Raw genomic sequence first — 19824 nt, 5'->3', positions numbered from 1 at the left:
CCCGCTTCAATCACACTCCACTCCCTTCCTGCCATGAAAGGGTTGCACCGACATCGCCCGGCATGCCACCGGGAAAATCGATGATGGCAACCTCCATCTGAAATCCGCGCGGCTTCAGCTCCCGCTCCCAGAAATCGTAGAAGTCCCGCGCGAAGCCCTGGAGCGTCGCCGGCCAGTCCGTCTCCCGCGCATTGATCGCCCGTCCGCCGTCGGTGCACCAGGCGCTTGGAAAACGGCCGAGAAGAAGCTGCATCTCGCCGTTCGCCGCGGCGTTGCCGATGCGCGAGGTGAGATGGGCAATGAAGTCGGGTGTGACGGTGCCATGAAGGAACATCTCCTTCTGATGCTTCAGCTCCTCCTCCGCAACCTTGCGCTTGCGCGCGTCCTCGGCGAGCAGAGCCGATTTCTGCCGGGCGACAAGGCTGCGGACGTCGGCGGCCGACAGCAGGCCGGTTTGAATGTCAGTCATGGTGTGTTCCCGTTCATTCTGTCCAACGGCGTCACGACCCGGCGATTCCCACCATCCCACGGGCCGCCGGCATGGTCTTGCCGCTCACCGATGCGAACAGCGACTCCACACGGTCCAGGCGCCGTCCAGCATCCTGCGACAGTTCCCCGGAGGCCGCAACCACAAGACGAATGGCATCGAGCATTCCGGCCCGGCCGGAGGGATCATCCTCCAGCAGCGTCGCGATCGCCGCCACCGCACGCTCTTCGTCGATCAGCAGCAGAAGATACTGCTCGCGCACCATCGCCTTGAAATAGGCGAGGCTGAAGGGCCGGTCGGCGAACAATCGGCGTCGGATGTGCCGGAGCATCGCGAAGCCACGCTCGTCGGCACCGACCTGTGTCCGGCCGAGATCGATGTAGAGCAGGGCGCGCAGCCCCGCCTCGGCAAGGCCGCCCTGGTCCATCCGCGCGGAGAGGTCGGCGACGGCCCGCAGGATGGCAGCCTCGCGGGTAAGGTCACGCCCCGGCCGCCCATGTCCCGGCACCGGCCGGTTCGGGTCGATGCCCAGCAGGGTTTGAAGTTGCGGGGAGCCGTAGACCGTCAGGAAGAAGCCCTCGGTCGCCCGGTCCCGGACGTCCCGCGCCATATCGAGAGCCAGCACGATCTGCTCGGAGATCGCCTTCTGAAGGCCGAGCAGCGGATTGTCCACCGGCACCGGCCGGCGATGGGCGCGCACCGCCTCGGCCAGCGGTGGGACCAAGGCCATCAGCGGGTTGCGGTCGGAGAAGGCGGCGAACCGCAGCCTGTACGGGTCCATGGCGCGCAGCGCCCCGGCGCTCTGCGGCGTCGCCAGGGCGTTCACCACAGGCCCGAGGGTGGCGCGGTAGAGTCCCTTGTTGAGGGCCGACAGACGGGCCAGCGTGGCGAAGCGCCGGTCGTCGGCCGCGTCGTTGCCGCCCAGCGCCCGGATGTCGTCGAGCCGGCGCCGTTCGAAACGGACGAGATGGTCCCCCGACACCAGCTCCGGATGGGGCATGTCCGTGGTCTTTTCGGTGAAGACGGCTTCATAGAGGCCCGGCGGCAGGACGTCGATCAGGTCCATGGTCCGCGCGAATTCATCATGTTCCTTGTTCGCCACCTTGGCCGAGACGAAGATTCCGAGATGGCCGATGCTCTGGTGCAGCGCATAGACGATGGTCTGGCCGCCGGCGATCAACTCGCGGTCGGTGTCGTAGAGATCGAGGATCCAGCCCAGCGCCTGCTGCGGCGGCGTGATGTCGTCGCCCCAGGAGCAGAAGACGACGATCGGCGTGCGAATGTTGCGCAGATCGACCCGCATGCCGTCGGAAAAGACGATCTCGCCGCTCGACAGCTTGTTGCGCAGGAACAGCTCGTCGGCGATGAACTGCATCTCCACGGCGTTGAGCAGGACCGGGCTGCCCCACCAGGTCTCGAAATCGAGGAAGCGCTCCTCCTCGGTGTCGATCTTCGAATAGACATTGTAACCCTTCTTCCACAGGGTGTTGGCGGGGTTCATCCGTTCGAAGTTCGCGACCAGGGCGGCGCCATCGAAGATCCCGGCCCCGAGATCCCCGGCCAAGGCCGTCTGCCAGGTGCCGCCGAGAAGGCCGCCGAGATAACGCAGCGGATTCTTGCCATGGACCCCGGCCCAGTAGTTGAGCGGTGCGCCCGCCAGCAGGAGCGGCCCGACCCTGTCCGGGTGGGTCGCCGCCATCATGGCGATCTGCCAGCCGGCCTGGCAGTTGCCGATGAGGCAAGGCTTTCCGTCGGCATCGGGGTGCAGGCGGGCCACCACCTCCACGAAGACGGCCTCGGCGCGACAGACATCCTCCACCGTCTGGCCGGGAAGTGGATCGGGGAGAAAGCCGACGAAATAGCAGGGGTGGCCCGCCTTCAGCGCGACGCCGATCTCGCTGTCCTGCTTCATGCCGCCGATGCCCGGCCCATGGCCGGCACGCGGATCGAACACGATGAAGGGACGCTTGCGGTCATCGACGGCGACGCCGGCGGGCGGGACGATCCGGACCAGTCCATAATTGACCGGACGCTCCAGCAGCCGCCCATCGGCCACGAACTCGAAGGAGAAGCCGAGGACATTCGGGGCGGTGCGGGCGCCATGCTCGAAATGGGTGTTGCCACGGCGCCGCAACACGTCGAGGAACAGGATCGAGCGTTGGCTCGCATCGATCCAATAATCCTGGGCTTGCCGGGCAAGGTCCATCATCGGCCACATCATGGAATCTCCATATATTCAGAGGATCTGCGGCGTGGCCTCATGGCGGTTCGCGCCGGCATCCAATGAGAGTCGACAAATTCTTCCGGAACCTACGGCAAGAATCCCTAATTGCGGTTGCACGATTATTGCGAATTGTGAGTGCGTGGCAAATGAATATTATTCATTGCCATGATGAAGAACATTCATCATGCGTGACGGGCAGTTCTTTCGGGAAAGCGGGTCGCTTTCACCGGATTACTTTCACCGGACCACTTTCACCGGACTATGACGCCGGGTCGGCCATCGCGGCGGTGATCTGCTGGATCATCCAGCTGGCGCCGGCGTCCCGCTCGGCGCGCCGATGCCAGATCATGTCCACATTCGCCCGCTGCGGTTGATAGGGAAGGTCGAGCGTCACCAGGCCGGACTGTTCCACCGCACGGGCCGCCAGGCGGCCCGGCAAGGTCGCCACCATGTCGCTGACCTGCAACAGCGGAGGAACGGCGGCATAGTGCGGGACCGATATGGCCACCCGCCCCGTCAATCCCGTGTCACCGTCGGCCGCTTCGAGAATCAGCCGTTCGATCCAGACCCGGCGGGATACCCCGCGGTCGTCGATGAATCCGTCGGTCGCGACGTCTTCACTGCCGGTCAACTCCACGACGACATGCGGAAAGTCGAACAGGCGTTCCCGCGTTACCGGCCCGGTGGTCAATGGATGGCCCCGGCGAACGACCATGGCTTCCGATTCCTGGAGAAGCGTGGCGTGGCACATGCGGTCCGGCAGATCGGCGAACCAACCGATCACGAAATCAACCCGGCCGTCATCGAGCTGCCGAACGACATCCATGCGGTTGAGGGGAAACACCCGCAGATCGATTTGCGGCGCGAGAGGGCTGATGCGCGCCACAATGCGCGGCAGGACGACCACCGCCGCATAGTCGGTCGCGGCGATGCGGAAGGTCCGCACCGCCTCCGACGGGATGAACGCCTTCCTGCTCATCGCGTCGGCGATCCGTCCCAGGCCATCGGCGATGCCGGGGGACAATTGAAGGGCGCGGGCGGTCGGCTCCATCCCGGAGTCGCCGGGGATGAACAGGTCGTCGTCCAACGCCTGACGCAGCCGGGCAAGCGCGTGGCTGACCGCCGAAGGGGTCACCCGCAGCTCCCTGCTCGCCCCGGTCACGCTGCGATGCAGCATGACGGCTTCGAACACCCGGAGCAGATTCAAGTCCAGTCTGCGGATCGGCACGACTTCATCCCCCATCGATCACCGGTGAGAAAAGCCACAGCAATTCCGGTCGTGCAACGATCCTGCACCAGCGCTTATCGCCTGTGCCAGCGGTCATTGATGGTGACCGCTGGTGCGGGCGATGACTGGCGTGAGCTTCCCCTGAAGCGGTGGACACCGGGTTATGCGGGCTGTCGCTCGGCCTGCCCAGGGGTGATGTAGCCGATCGCCGAGTGCAGGCGTTGGCGATAGTAGTAGCCTTCGATGTAGGCGAACAGGTCCCGCTTGGCGTCCTCACGGGTCGCGTACCGCTGATGGTGGACGAGTTCCGATTTCAGGCTTCCGAAGAAGCTTTCCATCGGCGCGTTATCCCAGCAGTTCCGCTTGCGGCTGATCGACGGGGTGATGCCGTGGCTTTTCAAGGCCTTGCGGTAGTCCGCCGCAACGGGTCATGTGCGCGTGCCGGACCGGATCGAGCAGCGTCACACGAACGCCGCGATATCGATAGGCGGTGCCGCCGCTGCCGGTGTCAAACACGGCTCCCCATATCCGGCGCTGGCCTGAGACCGGAAAATTCCTCCAGGAATGGGTGGTGTCCGTCATTGAGGGGAGACGGACGCATGAGACGCAGCCGGTTCAGCGAGGAGCAGACCATAGGCATCCCGAGGGGGCAAGCGGCCCGGTCCGACGACGGAGGAACAGGAGCGGTTCAAGGGCGGAATGGCGGGTTGGGTTGAGCCGCGGGTGAAGCCCGACATCCTTGGCATCGCGGCCATGTCGGGCTTTGCCGATGCTCACCCCAACCTACATGCGTTGAGACGCGGATCCCGTCACTTCGGCGGGATGCCGCCCCAGGTCCCCGGGGCCGGGGTGGAGGCGGCCGGGGCGCCGAGCGTGGCGGGGGCCGCGGTGGCGGTCGCCGTGCCGGGGCGGTCGAACAGCTGGCATTCAGGGATCACCCCGGTGCACATCCTCCCCACCAGATCCCAGGTCTTCGCCGGGTCCGGGCGGACCTGGGCGAAGTTGTTGAAGATCTGCGTGACGATGGGCGCGTCCGGCAGCGGCGCCTGCGCCGACTTCGGAACGCCCGAGAAGTAGAAGGACTGCGGCTTGCGGTAGGGCGCCGGGTCGGCCCCCGGCGACGGCACCGGCACCGCCTTCGGCCCCGGCGGGACGTTGGGCGGGTAGCGGTAGGCCTCGTCGGTCAGGCCTTCGGCGTCCGGCGTGGCCTTGGCGTTGAAGGCGTAGCCGAACAGGATGCCGCCGTTGGCGGTCTGGTCCGGGCTGACGCCGGTCTGCGCCGGGCCGCCGGCGGTGCCGACCCAGATCGAATAGCCCTGGATCCTATAGCCGAGTTGCGCGCTGTCGCCCTTGCTGTAGGGCAGGTGCTTGATGAAGTCGCGGCGCGGCGGATGGTTGATCGGCGAGAACAGGCAGCATGGCGGCATGCCGGCCGGTCGGTCCTCCTCGTAGGTCAGGAAGAAGGCGCGGTCGCCGATCGACACGAACGAGCAGGTGTAGTGGTTGGAGCCCGGGAAGATCGGCAGGCAGCGCTTCTCGTAATGCTCCATCATGGCGCCCTCGCCCATCGGGCCGGCGACGGTGCTGTCGTAGTAGGTGGAGCCGACCGACGCCTCGTAATCCTCCCCCTCCTTCAAGGGAGCCGGCGGCTTGCCCTCGTAGGGGGGCGGCGTCTCGGGATACCCCTTGTGGACGCGGTACATGGTCCAGTTGGTCGACCAGAAGGCCGGGAAGGCCGGATCCGTCGGCTCGCCGGCCGTGCGCGGCACGACGCAGTCGTTCCACGGACAGTTGCTGAAGCCCGGCGGGTTGTGGACGCCGAAGGTCGGGTAGATGTTGCTTTGCGCCCAGGCCGCGTTGAAGGGGACCGCGCCGGCAAGCGCGGCCAACCCGGCGGCCAGGGCGAAAGTGCGGGGGAAGCCGGTCATGCCACATACTCCCAGGTCGGGGCCGCGTGCTTGCCGTTGTCGAGTGTCATCGCCATCAACTGCTTGGCCTGGATCTTGATGTCGAACATCAGGCCGATGGCGTGGTTGATTTTGCCGGGGTTGCCGTTGAAGGCGGCGTGCAGGGCCTTCAGCATGTCGGAATAGTAGGTGTTGAACGCCCGCGACTGGATCGCGACGTTGGAGCCGGGCGGGTAGTCGGCCTGCTTCGGGTCGTCGATGAGATCCTGCACGCCCGTCGGGTCGAAGGGCACCAGCGCGTCGGTGAAGACCCATTCGCCGGCCGCGTTCTTACCGATCTTCCGGCCCTTCCAGATCTCGTAGAAGCTGTAGTAATGCGCGGTGGTCGCTCCAACCTCGCCCTCCATGGGGGACGTCGGCGTGCCTTCGCCCTCGCGGACGATGCGTTCGATGGCCTGCAACGCGTCCTCAAGCCCGAGGATGGGCTTGGTGCCGAACATGCCGTACACCTGCCAGTCCCTGGAATGCGAGAACACCCCGTCGCCCAGGGCCTTAAGCGCCGCCGCGATGGCGTCGTAGAACTCGCCGATGGTGCGGTAGTTCTCGGCGATGTCGGAGGGGGCGGCGCGCAGGGCCGATTCCTTGATGTCGAGGGGGTCGGCCGGCTCCTCGATCACCATGAAGCAGTTTTCCACCTGATCCAGGGAGAAACCGCGCAGGTGCACGATGAAGGGCGGCTGGCCGGGCTGGCTGCCGATGCCCTTGGGCAGGCCGCCGGGGTAGGTCGGTACGAAGGCCGGGTTGTCGATGGCCGGCTTGCCGCCGATGGCCACCAGGATGTTGGCGGCCTGGCAGAAATGCTCCATCTCCTGCATCACCACGCCGGTGATCATGCTGACGATTTCGGCGTTCTTCGTCTCGTCCAGCGAGTAGGCGGCCTGCAGGTAGACGGGCAGCGTGGCGTGCTCCAGCTCGATGGCCTGCTGGAGCGCGGCGCGCACGTCCTCCACCGTCGTCAGCGGCGTCCTGCGGACATAGAGGATGGGGCCGCTCTTCGGCAGGTCGGCGGCCTTGGCGCCAACGGCGGGAACGGTGCGGGGCGTCGTCATCGGGCGGTCCTCACTTTTTCAGGTGGTTGGACGGATGCGGGCGGCGCACCGGGCCGGCGGCGGCCGGGAACCCCTCGGCGCTGGGCCGTGCCGCCGCGTCCGGCTGGGCGGGCGGCGTCGCCGGCGCGGGCACGCCGCGCACCGGGTTCTGGCACCACTTCAGCACCGCCGCCCTTTTGTTCGGCGACAGGTCGCGCACCACCGGCATGTAGTTCGGATCTTCCTCCGGCACCGACATGGTGTAATACAGCACACCAAGGTGCTTCATCACGCTGTCGTATTCACCCATGTCCAGCACCGGCAACATAACCGGGTAGAGATTGGCGTACTGGGTAAGGATCGGCTTGATGTCCCGCTCCCAGGTCGGCGCCTCGGGGATCTGGTAGCCGCTCCACACCAGGACGCTGATGAAGTCCCACGGGTTGTAGTAGCTGGCCCAGCTGGCGTCGGCGAAGGCCGGGCGCACGCCATAGACCTGGCCGTCGATATCGTCCGCCTTGCGCGGCTCGCCCGGATCGGTGGCACGCAGCGCCAGTGTCGCCATGCCGTTGGCGTCGGTGGTGACGGTGTCCGGGAAGTGCAGCGCCCGCGTCGGCGCGCCGACCGGCGGGGTGTCGCCGGCACCGGTCTGCAGGCCGCTGGGATCGAAGGCCAGCGCGATGTCGGCGTTCGCCAGCGGCTTGCCGAACCGCGTCGCCCACAGCGTCACCGGCGTGGCAGCCTCGGGAGCGAGGCGGAAGACGAACTGGTCGGCGCGCACCACCCGACCGTCCGGCGATTCCTGCGCCACCAGGGTCTGCCGGGCCGGATCGTAGACCGCGAGCGGCTTGTCCGCGACGGCGGCGATCTGCGCGTCATCAAGCGGCAGGGCGAGGATGCCGGCGGTGCTCTCGTACCAAGCGTCGTCGGGCTTGATGTCGCCGAGCGCGCGGAACGTCTCGGGCGTGTCGACATAGCCGATCTGGAAGGGGGTCCCGACCAACCTCCCGCGCCACGTTGCATAGGGAAGGGAGTTGCCGAGGTCGACGACCAGCGCCTTGTTCGGCTCGTCCACCAGCGCGCTGGCGTAGTAGAACGGCGTCGGCGCGTTCGGGTTGGCCGCCACCGGCTGGAGCCGGCGGGCGAGCGGAGCGTGGCGCGGCTCGGCCTTGCTGGCCACCCCGATGCTGCCGGTGATCAGGCCTGTGGTGAAGCCCGGGGGGTTGGGCAGGTGACGCACGCCGTCGCCGAACACGCCGTAGCCGGCGTTGTAGCCGTAGACGTTGAACTTGATCGACAGCAGCCCGTCCTGTGCCGCATCCCTCAGATGCATCAGGAACGGCGAGTCGAAGACGTGGTCCCAACCGACGTCGGTCAACACCGACTGCCAGCACGCGGCCATCAGGCTGGGCGGGTGCAGCGGATATTCCAGCGAGGGATCCTGCGCCCAACTCCGGGCCCACAGGTCGGTGAAGGAGGCGACGGCGAAATTGCTGCGCAGCTTGCTGGCGCCGTCCTTGCCAAGCAGACGCACCTGCAGGCCCCAGATGGCCGAGACCATCTGCTGCTCGCTGTCGAGGTCGACCATCTTCGCCGGCGGCTGGTCGTCGGTGTCGGTCACCACCATGCCCAGCACCGGATCGTCCGTCACCGTGGTGCCATTGGCCCGCACCGCGCCGGTCACCGTGCAGTCGACCAGACGCCACACAGCCGTGCCGTACGGGTTCCAGTAGCCGATGTCCCAGTTGTCGTAATCTGCCTTGGTGTAGCGTTCACGCTCGAAATTGGCCGGAAAATTGTTGACCGTCGAAACGTCGGCGATGAACTTCCCCGCGAAGCTCAACCGCGGACCCGTCAAATACGACATGCGTATCTCCCTTGGCGGTTCATTAACCGTGAAAACATTTTAAAACCCAGCGTACGGAGACCTGGCGATCGCAAAAAATACGTAAACCTACGAAAAACAAATAATACAAATGCATGGAATGCACAAACTAACTGTATTCATGCAATCGTATTCATCTGATTTTCTTGATAAATCGGTATCAGAGCAACTCTATCTTGAACAGCCTATTGCGATATTTCGATTTCATTCGTACGATTTTGTCGCATCTGGATTCATTTTCGGTGCGAAACTTGAAGATCAACGGCCCTGACGTTGAAGCGGAAGCGTTCCGTGCGGTCCCCCCCGCGCTGGGCCGCAGCCATTCCGAAGGGCCGGCGACGCACTCGGATTCCGCCAGCGAACTCCGCCCGCACATCCAGCGCCAGCGCCTCACCGTCGCCTTCGAGTATGCGGTGGCCTTCAGGACATCGCGGTGAACGCCATGGACCCGGCGCCGGTGACCGCCGAAGCGGCCGCCGACCTGACCATCGAAAGACTGCTCCCATGAAGAAAACTCGTCCTGCCCCTGCTGCGTCGGCGGCGGAAGAAGTCGCCGTGCTGACCACCGATCCCTGATGTTTCCCCTCGGGCGGCGGAACACCGTTGCCGACGATGCCTTCCCACGATATAAAACGAGCGCTCGTTTTTTCTTCGGAGCCATTCACGCAACGGCTTTCCCCGGGGAGGGGGAACGGATGACCATCAACCTGGATCTGACCGGCCGCACGGCGCTGGTGACCGGTGCGTCGAGCGGATTGGGCCGGCATTTCGCCGGGGTCCTGGCACGGGCCGGCGCCCGCGTCGCCCTGGCCGCCCGCCGCATCGACGCGCTGGAGGACACCCGCGCCGCCATCGAGGCCGCCGGTGGCAACGCCATCGCCGTCGCGATGGACGTCACCGACCCCGACTCCGTCACCCGGGCGGTGGAGGAGGCGGCCGACGCGCTGGGCCGCATCGACATCCTGGTCAACAATGCCGGCGTCACCGCCACCCTCCCCTTCCTCGACATGGGCGAGGAGGCGTGGGACCGGGTCCTCGACACCAACCTGACCGGCTGCGCCCGCGTCGCCCGCGCGGTCGGCCGGCGGATGCGCGACGAGGGCAAAGGCGGCGCCATCGTCAACATCGCCTCCATCCTCGGCATCCGCGTCGCCGGGCAGGTCGCCTCCTATGTCGCCTCGAAGGGCGGGCTGGTGCATCTGACCAAGGCGATGGCGCTGGAACTGGCCCGCCACGGCATCCGCGTCAACGCGCTGTGCCCCGGCTATCTGGAGACCGAGCTGAACCAGGAGTTCTTCGCGTCGGAGGCCGGCAAGGCGCTGATCAGGCGCATCCCGCAGCGCCGGCTCGGCCGGCTGGACGAGCTGGACGCGCCGCTTCTGCTGCTGGCGTCGGATGCCGGCTCCTACATGACCGGATCGGTGATCGCCGTCGATGGCGGCCACCTTGTCTCCTCGCTGTGACCGCAAGGACCACGCGCCATGGACTTCACGCTGCCGCCCGACCTGGAAGACTACCGCCGCCGCGTCCGCGCCTTCGTCGAGACCGAGATCCTGCCGGTCGAGGCCGATCCCGCCAATTGGGACGAGCATGAGAACATCGCCGAGGCGCCGCTGGAAGTCCTGCGCGCCAAGGTGAAGGCGGCCGGGCTGTGGGCGCTGGGCCTGCCGAAGGAACGCGACGGCCAGGGCCTGCCGATGGTCGGGCTCGCCGCCTGCTACGAGGAGATGAACCGTTCGATCTTCGGGCCGGTCTGCTTCAACGCCGCCGCCCCCGACGACGGCAACATGCGCGTGCTGAACGCGGTGGGGACGGAGGCGCAGAAGGAACGCTGGCTCCAGCCGATCATCGACGGCAAGGTGCGCTGCGCCTTCGCCATGACCGAACCGCATCCCGGCGGCGGCTCCGACCCCTCGATGATGAAGACCAGGGCGGAGCGCAAGGGCGACCGCTGGGTGATCTCCGGGCGCAAATGGTTCATCACCGGGGCGGGAGCGGCACAGCATTTCATCCTGATGGCCCGCACCTCGGACGATCCGCGCAAGGGGCTGACCGCCTTCCTGTTCGACCGGGACCAGCCGGGCTGGCGCATCGAGCGCCGCATCCCGATCATGGGGCCGGAGGAGCATGGCGGCCATTGCGAACTGATCTTCGACGGGCTGGAGATCACCGACGACAATGTGCTGATGGCGGTCGGCGACGGGCTGAAGGTGACGCAGATCCGGCTGGGTCCGGCCCGGTTGACCCATTGCATGCGCTGGACCGGCTTGGCCAAGCGCAGCCTGGAGATCGCGGGAGCCTACGTGAAGGAGCGCGAGAGCTTCGGCTCCACCCTGGCCGAGCATGAGGGCGTGCAGTGGCTGCTGGGCGAGGCGGCGATGCAGATCGAGATCGGCCGGCTGCTGACCATGAAGGCCGCGCATGCGCTGGACAGCGGCAGCTTCGCCCGCAAGGAGGTGTCGATGGCCAAGGTCCAGGTCGCCGACACCCTGTTCAAGGCGGTCGATACCGCGATCCAGCTCTGCGGCGCGCGCGGCTATTCCAAGGACACGGTGCTGGAATGGATCTACCGCTATGCCCGGCAGGCCAAGCTGGTCGACGGCGCGTCGGAGGTCCACAAGATGGTGCTGAGCCGCAGCTACCTGTCCGAAGGCGACGGTTTCTGGAGCTGGGCGTGAACGGCGGCTTTCTCGACGCCGGACGCAAGGCCGCCCTGGAGGGATGGCTGGCGGCGCGGGCCGGGGCGCGCGGCATCTCCGTGACCGACGAGGGCCGGCTGAGCGGCGGGGCGATCTCCCTCAACCTCGCGGTGACCTTGGAGATCGACGGCGGGCCGCTCGCCGGCCGTCACGCTTGCGTGCTGCGCACCGGCTCGGCCTCCGGCGTGTCGGCCAGCCTGGGCAAGGCGGAGGAAGCCGCGGTTCTCAAATGCGCCTTCGCCGCCGGCGCGGCGGTGCCGGAACCACTGTTCGTCGGCAGCGATCCGGCCCTGCTCGGCAGTCCCTTCTACCTTATGCGCCGGGCGCGCGGCGACGCCGCCGGACACCGGCTGGTCAAGAGCACCGAACCGCAGCGAGCACTGGCGCGCGAGCTGGGCCGCCAGCTCGGCCTCATCCACCGGGTGCGGCCCGGCGCGCCGGGGCTGGAATTCCTTCCCCTGCCCGCCCCCAGCGCCGCGCTGCAATGCGCCGCCGATTACCGGAGCTGGATGGGCCGCTTCGCCGAATCCGATCCGGTGCTGGCCCATGGCCTGCGCTGGCTGACCGTGAACGCGCCGGAGACGGCGGAGCTGGTGCTGTGCCACCGCGATTACCGCACCGGCAACTACATGGTCGAGAATGGCGCGCTGACCGCCATCATCGATTGGGAGTTCGCCGGCTGGTCCGACCCGATGGAGGATCTCGGCTGGTTCTGCGCCGCCAGCTGGCGCTTCGGCCGCCAGGACCGTGAGGCCGGCGGGCTGGCCGACCGCGCCGATCTCTATGCCGGCTATGAGGAGACCGCCGGGCGCCGGGTGGACCTGCGCGCCGTCGCCTATTGGGAGACGGCGGCCTATCTGCGCTGGGCCGGCATCGCCCTGCAACAGGGGATGCGGCACAGCTCCGGGACCGAACCGTCGCTGGAACTGGCGCTGACCGGGCGAATGCTGCCGGAAATCGAGATGGACTTGCTGCGGCATCTGGAGGCGATCGCCGACGACTGGAACGCCGGCCGACCGCAGGGAGGAGCGACGCCATGATCAACGACGACCCCGATGCCCGCAGCCTCATCGCCATCGCGCTGGACAGCTTCCGCGAGACGATCCTGCCACTGGTTCCAGCCGAGCGGCGCTTCACCGCCCTGATGATCGCCAACGCCCTGGCGACGGCGGAACGCGAGCTGGCGGCGGGGACCACGGCCGAGCCGGCGCTGGCCGCCGCCATCGGCGGGCTGCTCGGCGAGACGGGCGAGCTGCCGGTGCTGGCGCGGCACCTGTGCGCCGCCATCGTCGACGGGCGCTTCGACGCCGCCGGGCCACAGGCGGCGCTGCGCCGCGTGCTGTTCGATCTGACGGCCGCGCGGCTCGCGGTGTCCAACCCCAAGGCGCTGGCGGCGCGGCGATGACCCCGGCGCCGCTCTTCACGCCGCTGGCGGGAACCACGAGCCGCCGCCGCCTCTATCTGCTGCGTCATGGCCATGTCGCCTATTACGATGCCGACGGCCGGCCGCTGAATCCGAAGCTGGCCGCCTTGACCGAACGCGGCCGGGCGGAGGCGCGGGCGGCGGGCGCCCTGCTGGCCACAGTGCCGCTCGACCGGGTGCTCTGTTCCGGCCTGCCGCACACCTGCATATTTCGGCGGAAAGCACCCAGCGGGAACGGCGGAAAGCGCCCGGGCAGAACGGTGAAAGCGCCCAGCCGTTTCGGTGAATTCGCCCACCCGTAGGAGTGGTGGTATCGGGGTCCGAACCAGCCTTTGGCATCCCCATGATCTTTCCACGGCACAGGCCAAGGAGGATCGGGATGCCCCGAGCGAGGTCGGACATGCGGCGGATCAGAGAAGTCCTTCGTCTGCGGGATGAGTTTGGCGCCAGCCAACGGCAGATTGCCGATGCCTGCCGGCTGCCGCGCAGCACCGTGCGCGATTACCTGGAGCGGCTACGGGCCTCCGGGCTGCAGTACGCGGATGTGCTGGGCTGGACGGACGTCGAGCTGGAGGAGCGGCTGTTCCCGCCTCCGGTCACGTCGGCGCGCCCGGTGCCCGACTGGCGGCACATCAGCCGGGAACTCGGCCGCCGTGGCGTAACGCTGCGGCTGCTGTGGGAGGAATACCTGGAGGTCCATCCCGGCGGCTATCGCTACACCCAATTCGTCCAGCATTTCCGGGCATGGCAGGGTGCTCATGCCGAGCCGCGTCTGCGCCGGGAACATCGGCCGGGGGCGGCGATCGAGGTTGATTACGCTGGGATGACGCTGACCGTCGGGCTCGGCGCTGAGGCGCGGCAGGCCCAGGTGTTTGTCGCCTGCCTGCCGTATTCGGGCTACGTCTATGCCGAGGCGACCTGGACCCAGCAGGCGGAGGAGTGGCTGGCCTCCCACGCCCGGCTGTTCGAACATCTGGGCGGCGTGCCGGGCAAGCTGGTGCCGGATAACCTCAAGGTCGGCGTCAGCCACGCCTCCTTCTACGATCCGGCGATCAACCCGGCTTATCACGATCTCGCCCGGCACTACCGCACCGCCGTCCTGCCGGCCCGGGTGCGGCGCCCGCGCGACAAGCCCAGCGCCGAGAACGGCGTGCAGCAGGTCGAGCGGCGGGTGCTGGCCCCGCTGCGCGATACGCCCTTCGCCACGCTGGACGCCGCCAACGCGGCCTTGCGCGACAAGCTGGCCACCCTCAATGCCGCTCCCTTGAGCCGCCGGCCGCAGGACACGCGCGCCGGCCTGTTCGCCGCCGAGGAGCAGCCGACCCTGCGCCCCTTGCCGCCGGACCGCTTCGTGCCGGGCACCTGGGCGCGCCACAAGGTCCCGCCCGACTATCATCTCGCTCTCGACGGCGGCGTCTACTCGGTGCCCCACACGCTGATCGGCAAGACGGTCGACGTGCACAGCACCGCCGGCGTGATCAGCGTCTTCCTGCGCGGCAAGCGGATGGCCTGCCATGTCCGCCGGCAGGACGGCGCCACCGTGACGCTGGACGCCCATCGCCCCGCCAACCACCGGGCCGTCGCCCGCTTCACCCCCGATGCCATCCAGACCGAACTGGCCGCCATCGGCCCGGCCGCCGCGCTGCTGTTCGAACGCATCCTGGCCGGCGCCGATCACCCCGAACAGGCGGTGCGGGCCGGGATCGGCCTGATCCGCTTGGCGGCCACCCACGGCACCAGCCGGCTGGAGCAAGCCTGCCAGGCGGCGCTGGAGGCCAACGTCGGATCCTACCGCTACGTCCAGCGCTGGTTGACCGCTCCCCCGGCCACAACGGCGGACGCGGCCGGTGCCGGCGAGCACACCAATCTGCGCGGCCCTTCCTACTATCACTGACGGAGATACGATGATGAAGCACGTCAACCACGAGCGGCTGCGCCAGTTGCGGCTGTACGGCATGGCCAAGGGGTTGGAGGCGCTGGAACGCCTGCCCGATCGCGGCCAACTGGCCTTCGACGAGCAGTTGGGCACGCTGATCGAGCGGGAAGCGGCAGAGCGCGCCAACACCGCACTCGCCAGCCGACTGAAACGTGCCCGGCTGCGCCAGACGGCCTGCCTGGAGGACCTCGACCTGCGCACCCCGCGTGGGCTCGATCGCGGTGTTGTGCGCGAGCTGGCCACCGGGCGCTGGGTGAAGGAGAACCGGCCGGTTCTGATCACCGGCCCGACCGGGATCGGCAAGACCTGGCTGGCCTGTGCACTCGGCAACCAGGCGGCGCGGGAAGGCCACAGCGTACTCTACACCCGGCTGACCCGCCTGCTGGACGATCTGGCCACCGCCCGCCTGGACGGTTCGCTCGCCCGGCTGCTGCGACGGATCGCCCGGCTCGACCTGCTGATCCTGGATGACTGGGCGATGACCGAGCTGACCGCGCCTCAGCGCCTGGACCTGATGGAGGTGATCGATGACCGCCACGACCGGGCCGCAACCATGCTGGCCACCCAAGTTCCCGTGGCCAACTGGCATCGGCTCATCGGCGATGCCACCTACGCCGACGCCATCCTCGACCGCCTCGTGCATCGGGCCTACCGCATCGACCTGCATGGCGACTCCATGCGCCGCACCAAGGCCGATGCCGCCAGCGAAACCCCCGACACCTAAGGCCGGTGCTTGGCAACCAAACCCACAACCTTCATAACGTAAATCCAGGGTTCGGCCCCGGCTCCCACCAGCTTGCAATTCGGGTGGGCGCTTTCGCCGAAACGGTGGGCGCTTTCAACCGAAACGCCTGGGCGAATTCGCCGAAATACGCACACACCCGCCAGACCGCCGACCTGCTGGCCGAGGGCCGCGGCCTGACGGTGGAGGAGGAACCGGCCTTCCTGGAGATCCGCGCCGGCCGCCTCGCCGGGATCGCCAAGGACAAGCGCGAGGCCGCCTATGTCTACGGCTTCGAGGATGCCGCCCTGGATGGCGCCCGTTTCGCCGGCGGCGACAGCTTCGCCGAAGTCTATGAGCGGGCGGTGTCCGGGCTCGGCCGTCTGCTGCGCGAACCGGACTGGACGCATCTGGCGCTGGTCGCCCATGACGGGGTCAACAGGATGCTGCTGTCCTGGGCCTGCGGCGCCGGACTGAACGGGTTGCGCGGCTTCGAACAGGATTACGGCTGCGTCAACATTCTGGACATCGACGTCGCCGACGGCCTGATCCGGCGCCGGCTGATCCGCGCCACCAACCTGACCCCCGGCAACCCGGCCAAGATCGGTCTGCACCAGACCAGCCTGGAGGTTGCCTTCGGACCGCTGCTGGCGCTGGAATAAGATCTGTCCGTTGCGGGGTGAACGTGAACGGTTCTACCTGCTCGCGGTGCGATCTCGGCACCAGCCATCCCCATGAGCCGGTCCGGCTCTTCGCGCATGCGGGGGCGGCTTGCTAACGCCCGGTGGGCACCCCTGCCAGGCCTTCCCCAAGCCAAGGCGCGACCTTCACCGTTTGAACATACTATCGATGCCCGTTGGCGTCTGATGAACAACCACCGATGCCGTAACAACCCATTTGTCAGCCGATGCCATCTCCGGCATCTGGTCGGCCAGCCTAGTCGTATACAAAGCCGTCGCAAGCAGAGCGATCGCAAGAATACATGAACACACAAGCGGAAAAGGGGCTTGATGGATGCGGCGCCCCGTAGCGGCAGGCCGCTGGCCATACACGTTCTTGATGGCAATGATCTGCATACCGAGGCCTCCTCCGAGAACAGGATAGCGCACATCGTTCATGAAAATTGATTGTATTGCCAGCAAACATAGATGGCAAGCGGATATTCGTATAACGGAACAATCTTCGTATTTATGGATTTCTGGTGCCGGATCGATGGTCCACAGGCTCCGGCAAGGGTAACGTCCATGGGCGTGGTGGAAGAGCGCCCGATCCTCCGCCTCGCAGGCGGTGTGTTTGGCGGCAGGAGGTGGTCATCGCACATCTTCGGTAAGGTCAAGTTGCGATACGCGACCAGGACCAAGGACACGACGATGACCGACGACAGAATGGCACTGATCGAGCAAATCCATAAGAGCGCAGACGGCGACTTCCTGCGCTCGGTCGCCGAGCACACGTTGCACCGGCTGATAGACTTCGAGGTCGAGGCGCTGATCGGCGCTGATCGCCATGAACGCACCGACACGCGCACCACCTACCGCAACGGCTCGCGGCCGCGCCAGCTCGACACCCGGCTCCGTCTGTGGCCGCAGGCGGGCATCGAACCTTCCGCCGGCAGCGTCGGCGATTCCTATGACAACGCCTTGGCCGGAACCGTCAACGGTCTCTATGAGGCCGAGCTCATCCACAGACGCGGGCCTTGGAAATCCTTCGAGGCCGTCGAATACGCTACCCTCGAATGGGTTGATTGGTTCAACAACAGGCGCCTGCTCGAACCCATCGGAAATATTCTGCCAGCAGAGGCCGAGCGACGTTATCATGCCGACCGGGAGGCAATGCCCATAGCGGCATGACTCACGAACAATGACCTTCCGACAACCCCCGAGCGGTTCAGGTCAAACTCGGAGGCCGTTTCTCCAAGAAGGCTGCGATAGCTTCCCCATGGTCGGCACTCTGCCGGGCCAAGGGGCCGAGGTCCAATTCCAGACGTGTGGCCCGATCAAAGGAGCGCGTACCGTTGAACAAAGCTGCCTTGGCCAGAGCCACCCCGACGGGCGGCAACGCGCCATAGCGATAGGCCGCAGTCAGCGCCAACGCAAGCGCCTCACCAGATGGCGCGACTTCGGTGGCGATGCCTATCCTTCTCCCCTCCTCCCCTCCGATGACCATCCCCGACAGCATCGCTTGACGCGCACGCGCCATCCCCACCCGCTGCGACAGGCTCCAGAGCAGGCCAAGATCCGGCAGCATTCCGGCTTGGATCGCATCGGACCGGAACGTCGCATCGGTGGCCGCGACGACCCAATCGCATAGCGCCACCAAGGACAGGCCGACCCCGACCACCCGTCCTTCGACAGCCGCGACGATCGGTTTCGATGCCCGCGACAGTGCGCGGAAAAGGTCTGTAGCCAGACGCCCCCTGTTGCGGGCATCGATCAGATCCGATGGTCCGCGTTCGCCACAATCGCCGCCCGGACAGAAGTCGGCGCCACGCCCGACCAGGATCACCGCCCGGCATGCCTGGTCGACGTCCAGCACCCCGATCATGGCCAGCAAGGCCTCCGCTGTGAGTCGGCCAAACAGGGCACGGCCGTCATCTCCGTAGTCGAACTCAATAATCGCAACCGCACCCTCACGCCGCAGCGATAGCTGTCCGAACATCGCTCAGGACCTCTCCTTGGCCGATACAGGAGCCAGACAATGCAGAGCGGCGCGGTGATCGATCTCCACACGCATCGCCTCGTCCGGCGAATCACCAGCTTCGCCCAGCGCATTCTTGAGACAGGCGACAGCCGCCGCCGGCAAAGCCGCAAAGGCGTGAGCGACTTTAAGCGCCTCGGAAACGGCAGCGCCCGGAGGGACCGCTAGGTCGGCCAGCCCCAACTCCTGCGCGGCCATTCCATCGATTTCGGAGGCGAACAGCATCAGTTCCCTGGCCTTGGCGAAACCAACCCGGCGTGGGAGAGTCCACAGGATGCCAGTATCAGGCAACAGCCCGACCTTGAGGAAGGCTGCACAAAATCGGCCGTCGGTGGCCGCCACCACATGGTCACATGCACAGACCAGAGACAGCCCAGCCCCGAATGCCACACCCTCGACGGCGGCCACAATCGGCTTCGGTCCGCAAACCATGGTTCTCACCAGATCACGCGGAACTTCAAACACCTGCCGCGCCAAAATGACCGGCCGCTCCTTCATTTCGGACAGATCTCCACCGGCACAAAAGGACCCTGCGGCTCCAGTCAGCACAATGGCCCGGCATTCTGGATCATTGTGCATCAGGTGATCGAAGCGATCCAGCAGAGCCCGCCGCATCGCGGATGAAAAGGCATTCCTCCGTTCAGGATAAGTCATGGTTAGCACGCACACCGCACCGTCACGGCGCAGCGGCACGAGATCATCAATGGAAACGTCGATACGGTCGGCCACGGCAGTACCCCTCACCGCCCAGTGAATGCGGGCTTGCGCTTCTCGAGAAATGCCTTAACGGCCTCCAGATGGTCGGAGGACGCCCGCAGAACCGGCTGTAGATTGATTTCGGTCTCGAAGGTCTGCTCCAGGGTGTCGCATCCACCGGCAAGAGCTGCCTTCAACAGGGCGACGGCGGCCGGCGGAAACCGAGCGAGCGCCTGCGCCACCTCGACAGCCGCCGCCTTGGCCGCACCCGGCGCCACCATTTTGCCGACCAGCCCCAACTCGAACGCGCACCGTGCGTCGATCTGGCCCGCTTGCAGGAGCAACTCGCGGGCTCGCCCCGCTCCGACTTTCTGCGCAAGCGACCACAGGATCCCGGTATCCGGAACAACCGCCACCTTGACGAAGGCAGTGCTGAAGCGCGCGTCTTCCGCGGCGACGACAAAGTCGGTGGCAGAAGCCAGTGCCAGACCCGCCCCGGCCGCATGACCCTCGACCGCAGCGACGACCGGACGAGGCCCGCTGACCAGCACACGGACGATGTCCCCCAGCAGTGACATCCGATGGCGGATCTCCAGCGCACTGCGCGGCTCCATCTCCGACAGGTCGCCGCCGGCGCAGAAATGCCCCCCGCTCCCGGTCAGAACGATGGCCCGACAGCACTCCTGCGGATCGCCGAGAGCCCGTAGCCGTACCAGCAGCGTTTCCCGCATCGCCTGGCTGAGAGCGTTCCGCCGTTCCGGATGGTCGAGCGTCAGAACCGCCACGGCCCCCTGACGCTCCAGCCTGACGATGTCCTGCTGCATGTTCACGGT

General features: G+C 66.8%; 21 protein-coding genes and 1 pseudogene. 10 read left to right on the top strand and 12 right to left on the bottom strand.

Annotation, left to right across the window (positions count from 1 at the left end; genetic code table 11):
* Positions 1–10: 10 nt before the first annotated feature.
* The 8 genes and pseudogenes from AZL_RS22550 to AZL_RS36400 all read right to left on the bottom strand — a co-directional run bounded on the left by AZL_RS22550 (position 11) and on the right by AZL_RS36400 (position 8801).
* On the bottom strand, positions 11–469 hold the full coding sequence (locus tag AZL_RS22550; RefSeq protein ID WP_042445045.1) for a hypothetical protein: 459 nt from the start codon (positions 467–469) through the stop codon (positions 11–13).
* A gap of 31 nt (positions 470–500) precedes the next feature.
* The gene (locus AZL_RS22545) at positions 501–2708 is read right to left on the bottom strand and encodes a DUF3141 domain-containing protein (protein ID WP_012976750.1); all 2208 of its coding nucleotides are present in this window, start codon (positions 2706–2708) and stop codon (positions 501–503) included.
* A 262-nt stretch (positions 2709–2970) separates the two neighbouring features.
* Positions 2971–3939 carry a LysR family transcriptional regulator gene (locus tag AZL_RS22540; protein ID WP_012976749.1) on the bottom strand — a complete coding sequence of 323 codons (969 nt, stop codon included), beginning with the start codon at positions 3937–3939 and terminating at the stop codon, positions 2971–2973.
* Positions 3940–4100: 161 nt separating this feature from the next.
* Positions 4101–4361: pseudogene (locus AZL_RS34695) on the bottom strand (IS3 family transposase); the annotation flags it as partial.
* Positions 4285–4455, bottom strand: a complete 171-nt coding sequence (locus AZL_RS36535; protein WP_162471005.1) for a hypothetical protein — start codon at positions 4453–4455, stop codon at positions 4285–4287. The gene AZL_RS36535 and the pseudogene AZL_RS34695, both read right to left, overlap by 77 nt.
* Positions 4456–4748: 293 nt before the next feature.
* On the bottom strand, positions 4749–5867 hold the full coding sequence (locus AZL_RS36405) for a hypothetical protein (protein WP_012976747.1): 1119 nt from the start codon (positions 5865–5867) through the stop codon (positions 4749–4751).
* Positions 5864–6955, bottom strand: coding sequence for a ferritin-like domain-containing protein (locus tag AZL_RS22530; protein ID WP_012976746.1), 1092 nt, complete (start codon positions 6953–6955; stop codon positions 5864–5866). The genes AZL_RS36405 and AZL_RS22530 overlap by 4 nt, the downstream gene beginning before the upstream one ends.
* Before the next feature lie 10 nt (positions 6956–6965).
* Positions 6966–8801, bottom strand: a complete 1836-nt coding sequence (locus AZL_RS36400) for a hypothetical protein (protein ID WP_012976745.1) — start codon at positions 8799–8801, stop codon at positions 6966–6968.
* 194 nt (positions 8802–8995) lie between these two features.
* On the opposite strand from AZL_RS36400, the gene AZL_RS22520 reads away from it, so the two are divergent.
* The 9 genes from AZL_RS22520 to AZL_RS22480 all read left to right on the top strand — a co-directional run bounded on the left by AZL_RS22520 (position 8996) and on the right by AZL_RS22480 (position 16260).
* A complete protein-coding gene (locus AZL_RS22520; RefSeq protein ID WP_148219592.1) occupies positions 8996–9256 on the top strand; it encodes a hypothetical protein in 261 nt (86 codons plus the stop codon).
* Between the two features lie 258 nt (positions 9257–9514).
* Complete coding sequence (locus AZL_RS22515; protein ID WP_012976744.1) at positions 9515–10282, top strand: SDR family NAD(P)-dependent oxidoreductase; 768 nt, start codon at positions 9515–9517, stop codon at positions 10280–10282.
* Positions 10283–10300: 18 nt separating this feature from the next.
* Entirely contained in the window at positions 10301–11497 is a 1197-nt protein-coding gene (locus AZL_RS22510; protein ID WP_012976743.1) for an acyl-CoA dehydrogenase family protein, read from the top strand.
* Positions 11494–12558: a phosphotransferase family protein gene (locus AZL_RS22505; RefSeq protein ID WP_012976742.1), complete on the top strand. Its 1065-nt coding sequence runs from the start codon at positions 11494–11496 to the stop codon at positions 12556–12558. The genes AZL_RS22510 and AZL_RS22505 overlap by 4 nt, the downstream gene beginning before the upstream one ends.
* The gene (locus AZL_RS22500; protein WP_012976741.1) at positions 12555–12923 is read left to right on the top strand and encodes a DUF6285 domain-containing protein; all 369 of its coding nucleotides are present in this window, start codon (positions 12555–12557) and stop codon (positions 12921–12923) included. Before AZL_RS22505 ends, AZL_RS22500 begins: the two co-directional genes overlap by 4 nt.
* On the top strand, positions 12920–13243 hold the full coding sequence (locus AZL_RS22495) for a histidine phosphatase family protein (protein ID WP_012976740.1): 324 nt from the start codon (positions 12920–12922) through the stop codon (positions 13241–13243). Before AZL_RS22500 ends, AZL_RS22495 begins: the two co-directional genes overlap by 4 nt.
* Positions 13244–13320: 77 nt before the next feature.
* Entirely contained in the window at positions 13321–14835 is a 1515-nt protein-coding gene (gene istA / locus AZL_RS22490; RefSeq protein ID WP_012973785.1) for an IS21-like element ISAzs2 family transposase, read from the top strand.
* A gap of 10 nt (positions 14836–14845) precedes the next feature.
* Positions 14846–15601 carry an IS21-like element ISAzs2 family helper ATPase IstB gene (gene istB / locus AZL_RS22485; protein WP_012972684.1) on the top strand — a complete coding sequence of 252 codons (756 nt, stop codon included), beginning with the start codon at positions 14846–14848 and terminating at the stop codon, positions 15599–15601.
* A gap of 104 nt (positions 15602–15705) precedes the next feature.
* The gene (locus AZL_RS22480; protein ID WP_247894455.1) at positions 15706–16260 is read left to right on the top strand and encodes a histidine phosphatase family protein; all 555 of its coding nucleotides are present in this window, start codon (positions 15706–15708) and stop codon (positions 16258–16260) included.
* A 165-nt stretch (positions 16261–16425) separates the two neighbouring features.
* Here the strand turns inward: AZL_RS22480 and AZL_RS22475 are convergent, their stop codons facing one another.
* The gene (locus tag AZL_RS22475) at positions 16426–16674 is read right to left on the bottom strand and encodes a hypothetical protein (RefSeq protein ID WP_042445035.1); all 249 of its coding nucleotides are present in this window, start codon (positions 16672–16674) and stop codon (positions 16426–16428) included.
* Positions 16675–16746: 72 nt separating this feature from the next.
* On the opposite strand from AZL_RS22475, the gene AZL_RS37700 reads away from it, so the two are divergent.
* Positions 16747–17448 (top strand): transposase, encoded by a 702-nt coding sequence (locus AZL_RS37700; protein ID WP_012976738.1) that lies wholly within the window; start codon positions 16747–16749, stop codon positions 17446–17448.
* Between the two features lie 37 nt (positions 17449–17485).
* On the opposite strand, the gene AZL_RS22465 is transcribed toward AZL_RS37700, so the two are convergent.
* From AZL_RS22465 to AZL_RS22455, 3 genes are read right to left on the bottom strand one after another with little or no spacing between them, the layout of a single operon-like run.
* Positions 17486–18256, bottom strand: a complete 771-nt coding sequence (locus AZL_RS22465) for an enoyl-CoA hydratase/isomerase family protein (RefSeq protein WP_012976737.1) — start codon at positions 18254–18256, stop codon at positions 17486–17488.
* A gap of 3 nt (positions 18257–18259) precedes the next feature.
* Complete coding sequence (locus AZL_RS22460; RefSeq protein ID WP_148219591.1) at positions 18260–19024, bottom strand: enoyl-CoA hydratase/isomerase family protein; 765 nt, start codon at positions 19022–19024, stop codon at positions 18260–18262.
* Between the two features lie 11 nt (positions 19025–19035).
* Positions 19036–19815 carry an enoyl-CoA hydratase/isomerase family protein gene (locus tag AZL_RS22455; RefSeq protein ID WP_042445032.1) on the bottom strand — a complete coding sequence of 260 codons (780 nt, stop codon included), beginning with the start codon at positions 19813–19815 and terminating at the stop codon, positions 19036–19038.
* Positions 19816–19824: the final 9 nt, after the last annotated feature.

Origin of the sequence: Azospirillum sp. B510 (genome assembly GCF_000010725.1) — a bacterium.
GTDB classification, from domain to species: Bacteria; Pseudomonadota; Alphaproteobacteria; order Azospirillales; family Azospirillaceae; genus Azospirillum; species Azospirillum lipoferum_B.
The sequence above is the reverse complement of the archived record's forward strand: the minus strand, read 5'-3'. Positions and strand labels throughout refer to the sequence as shown.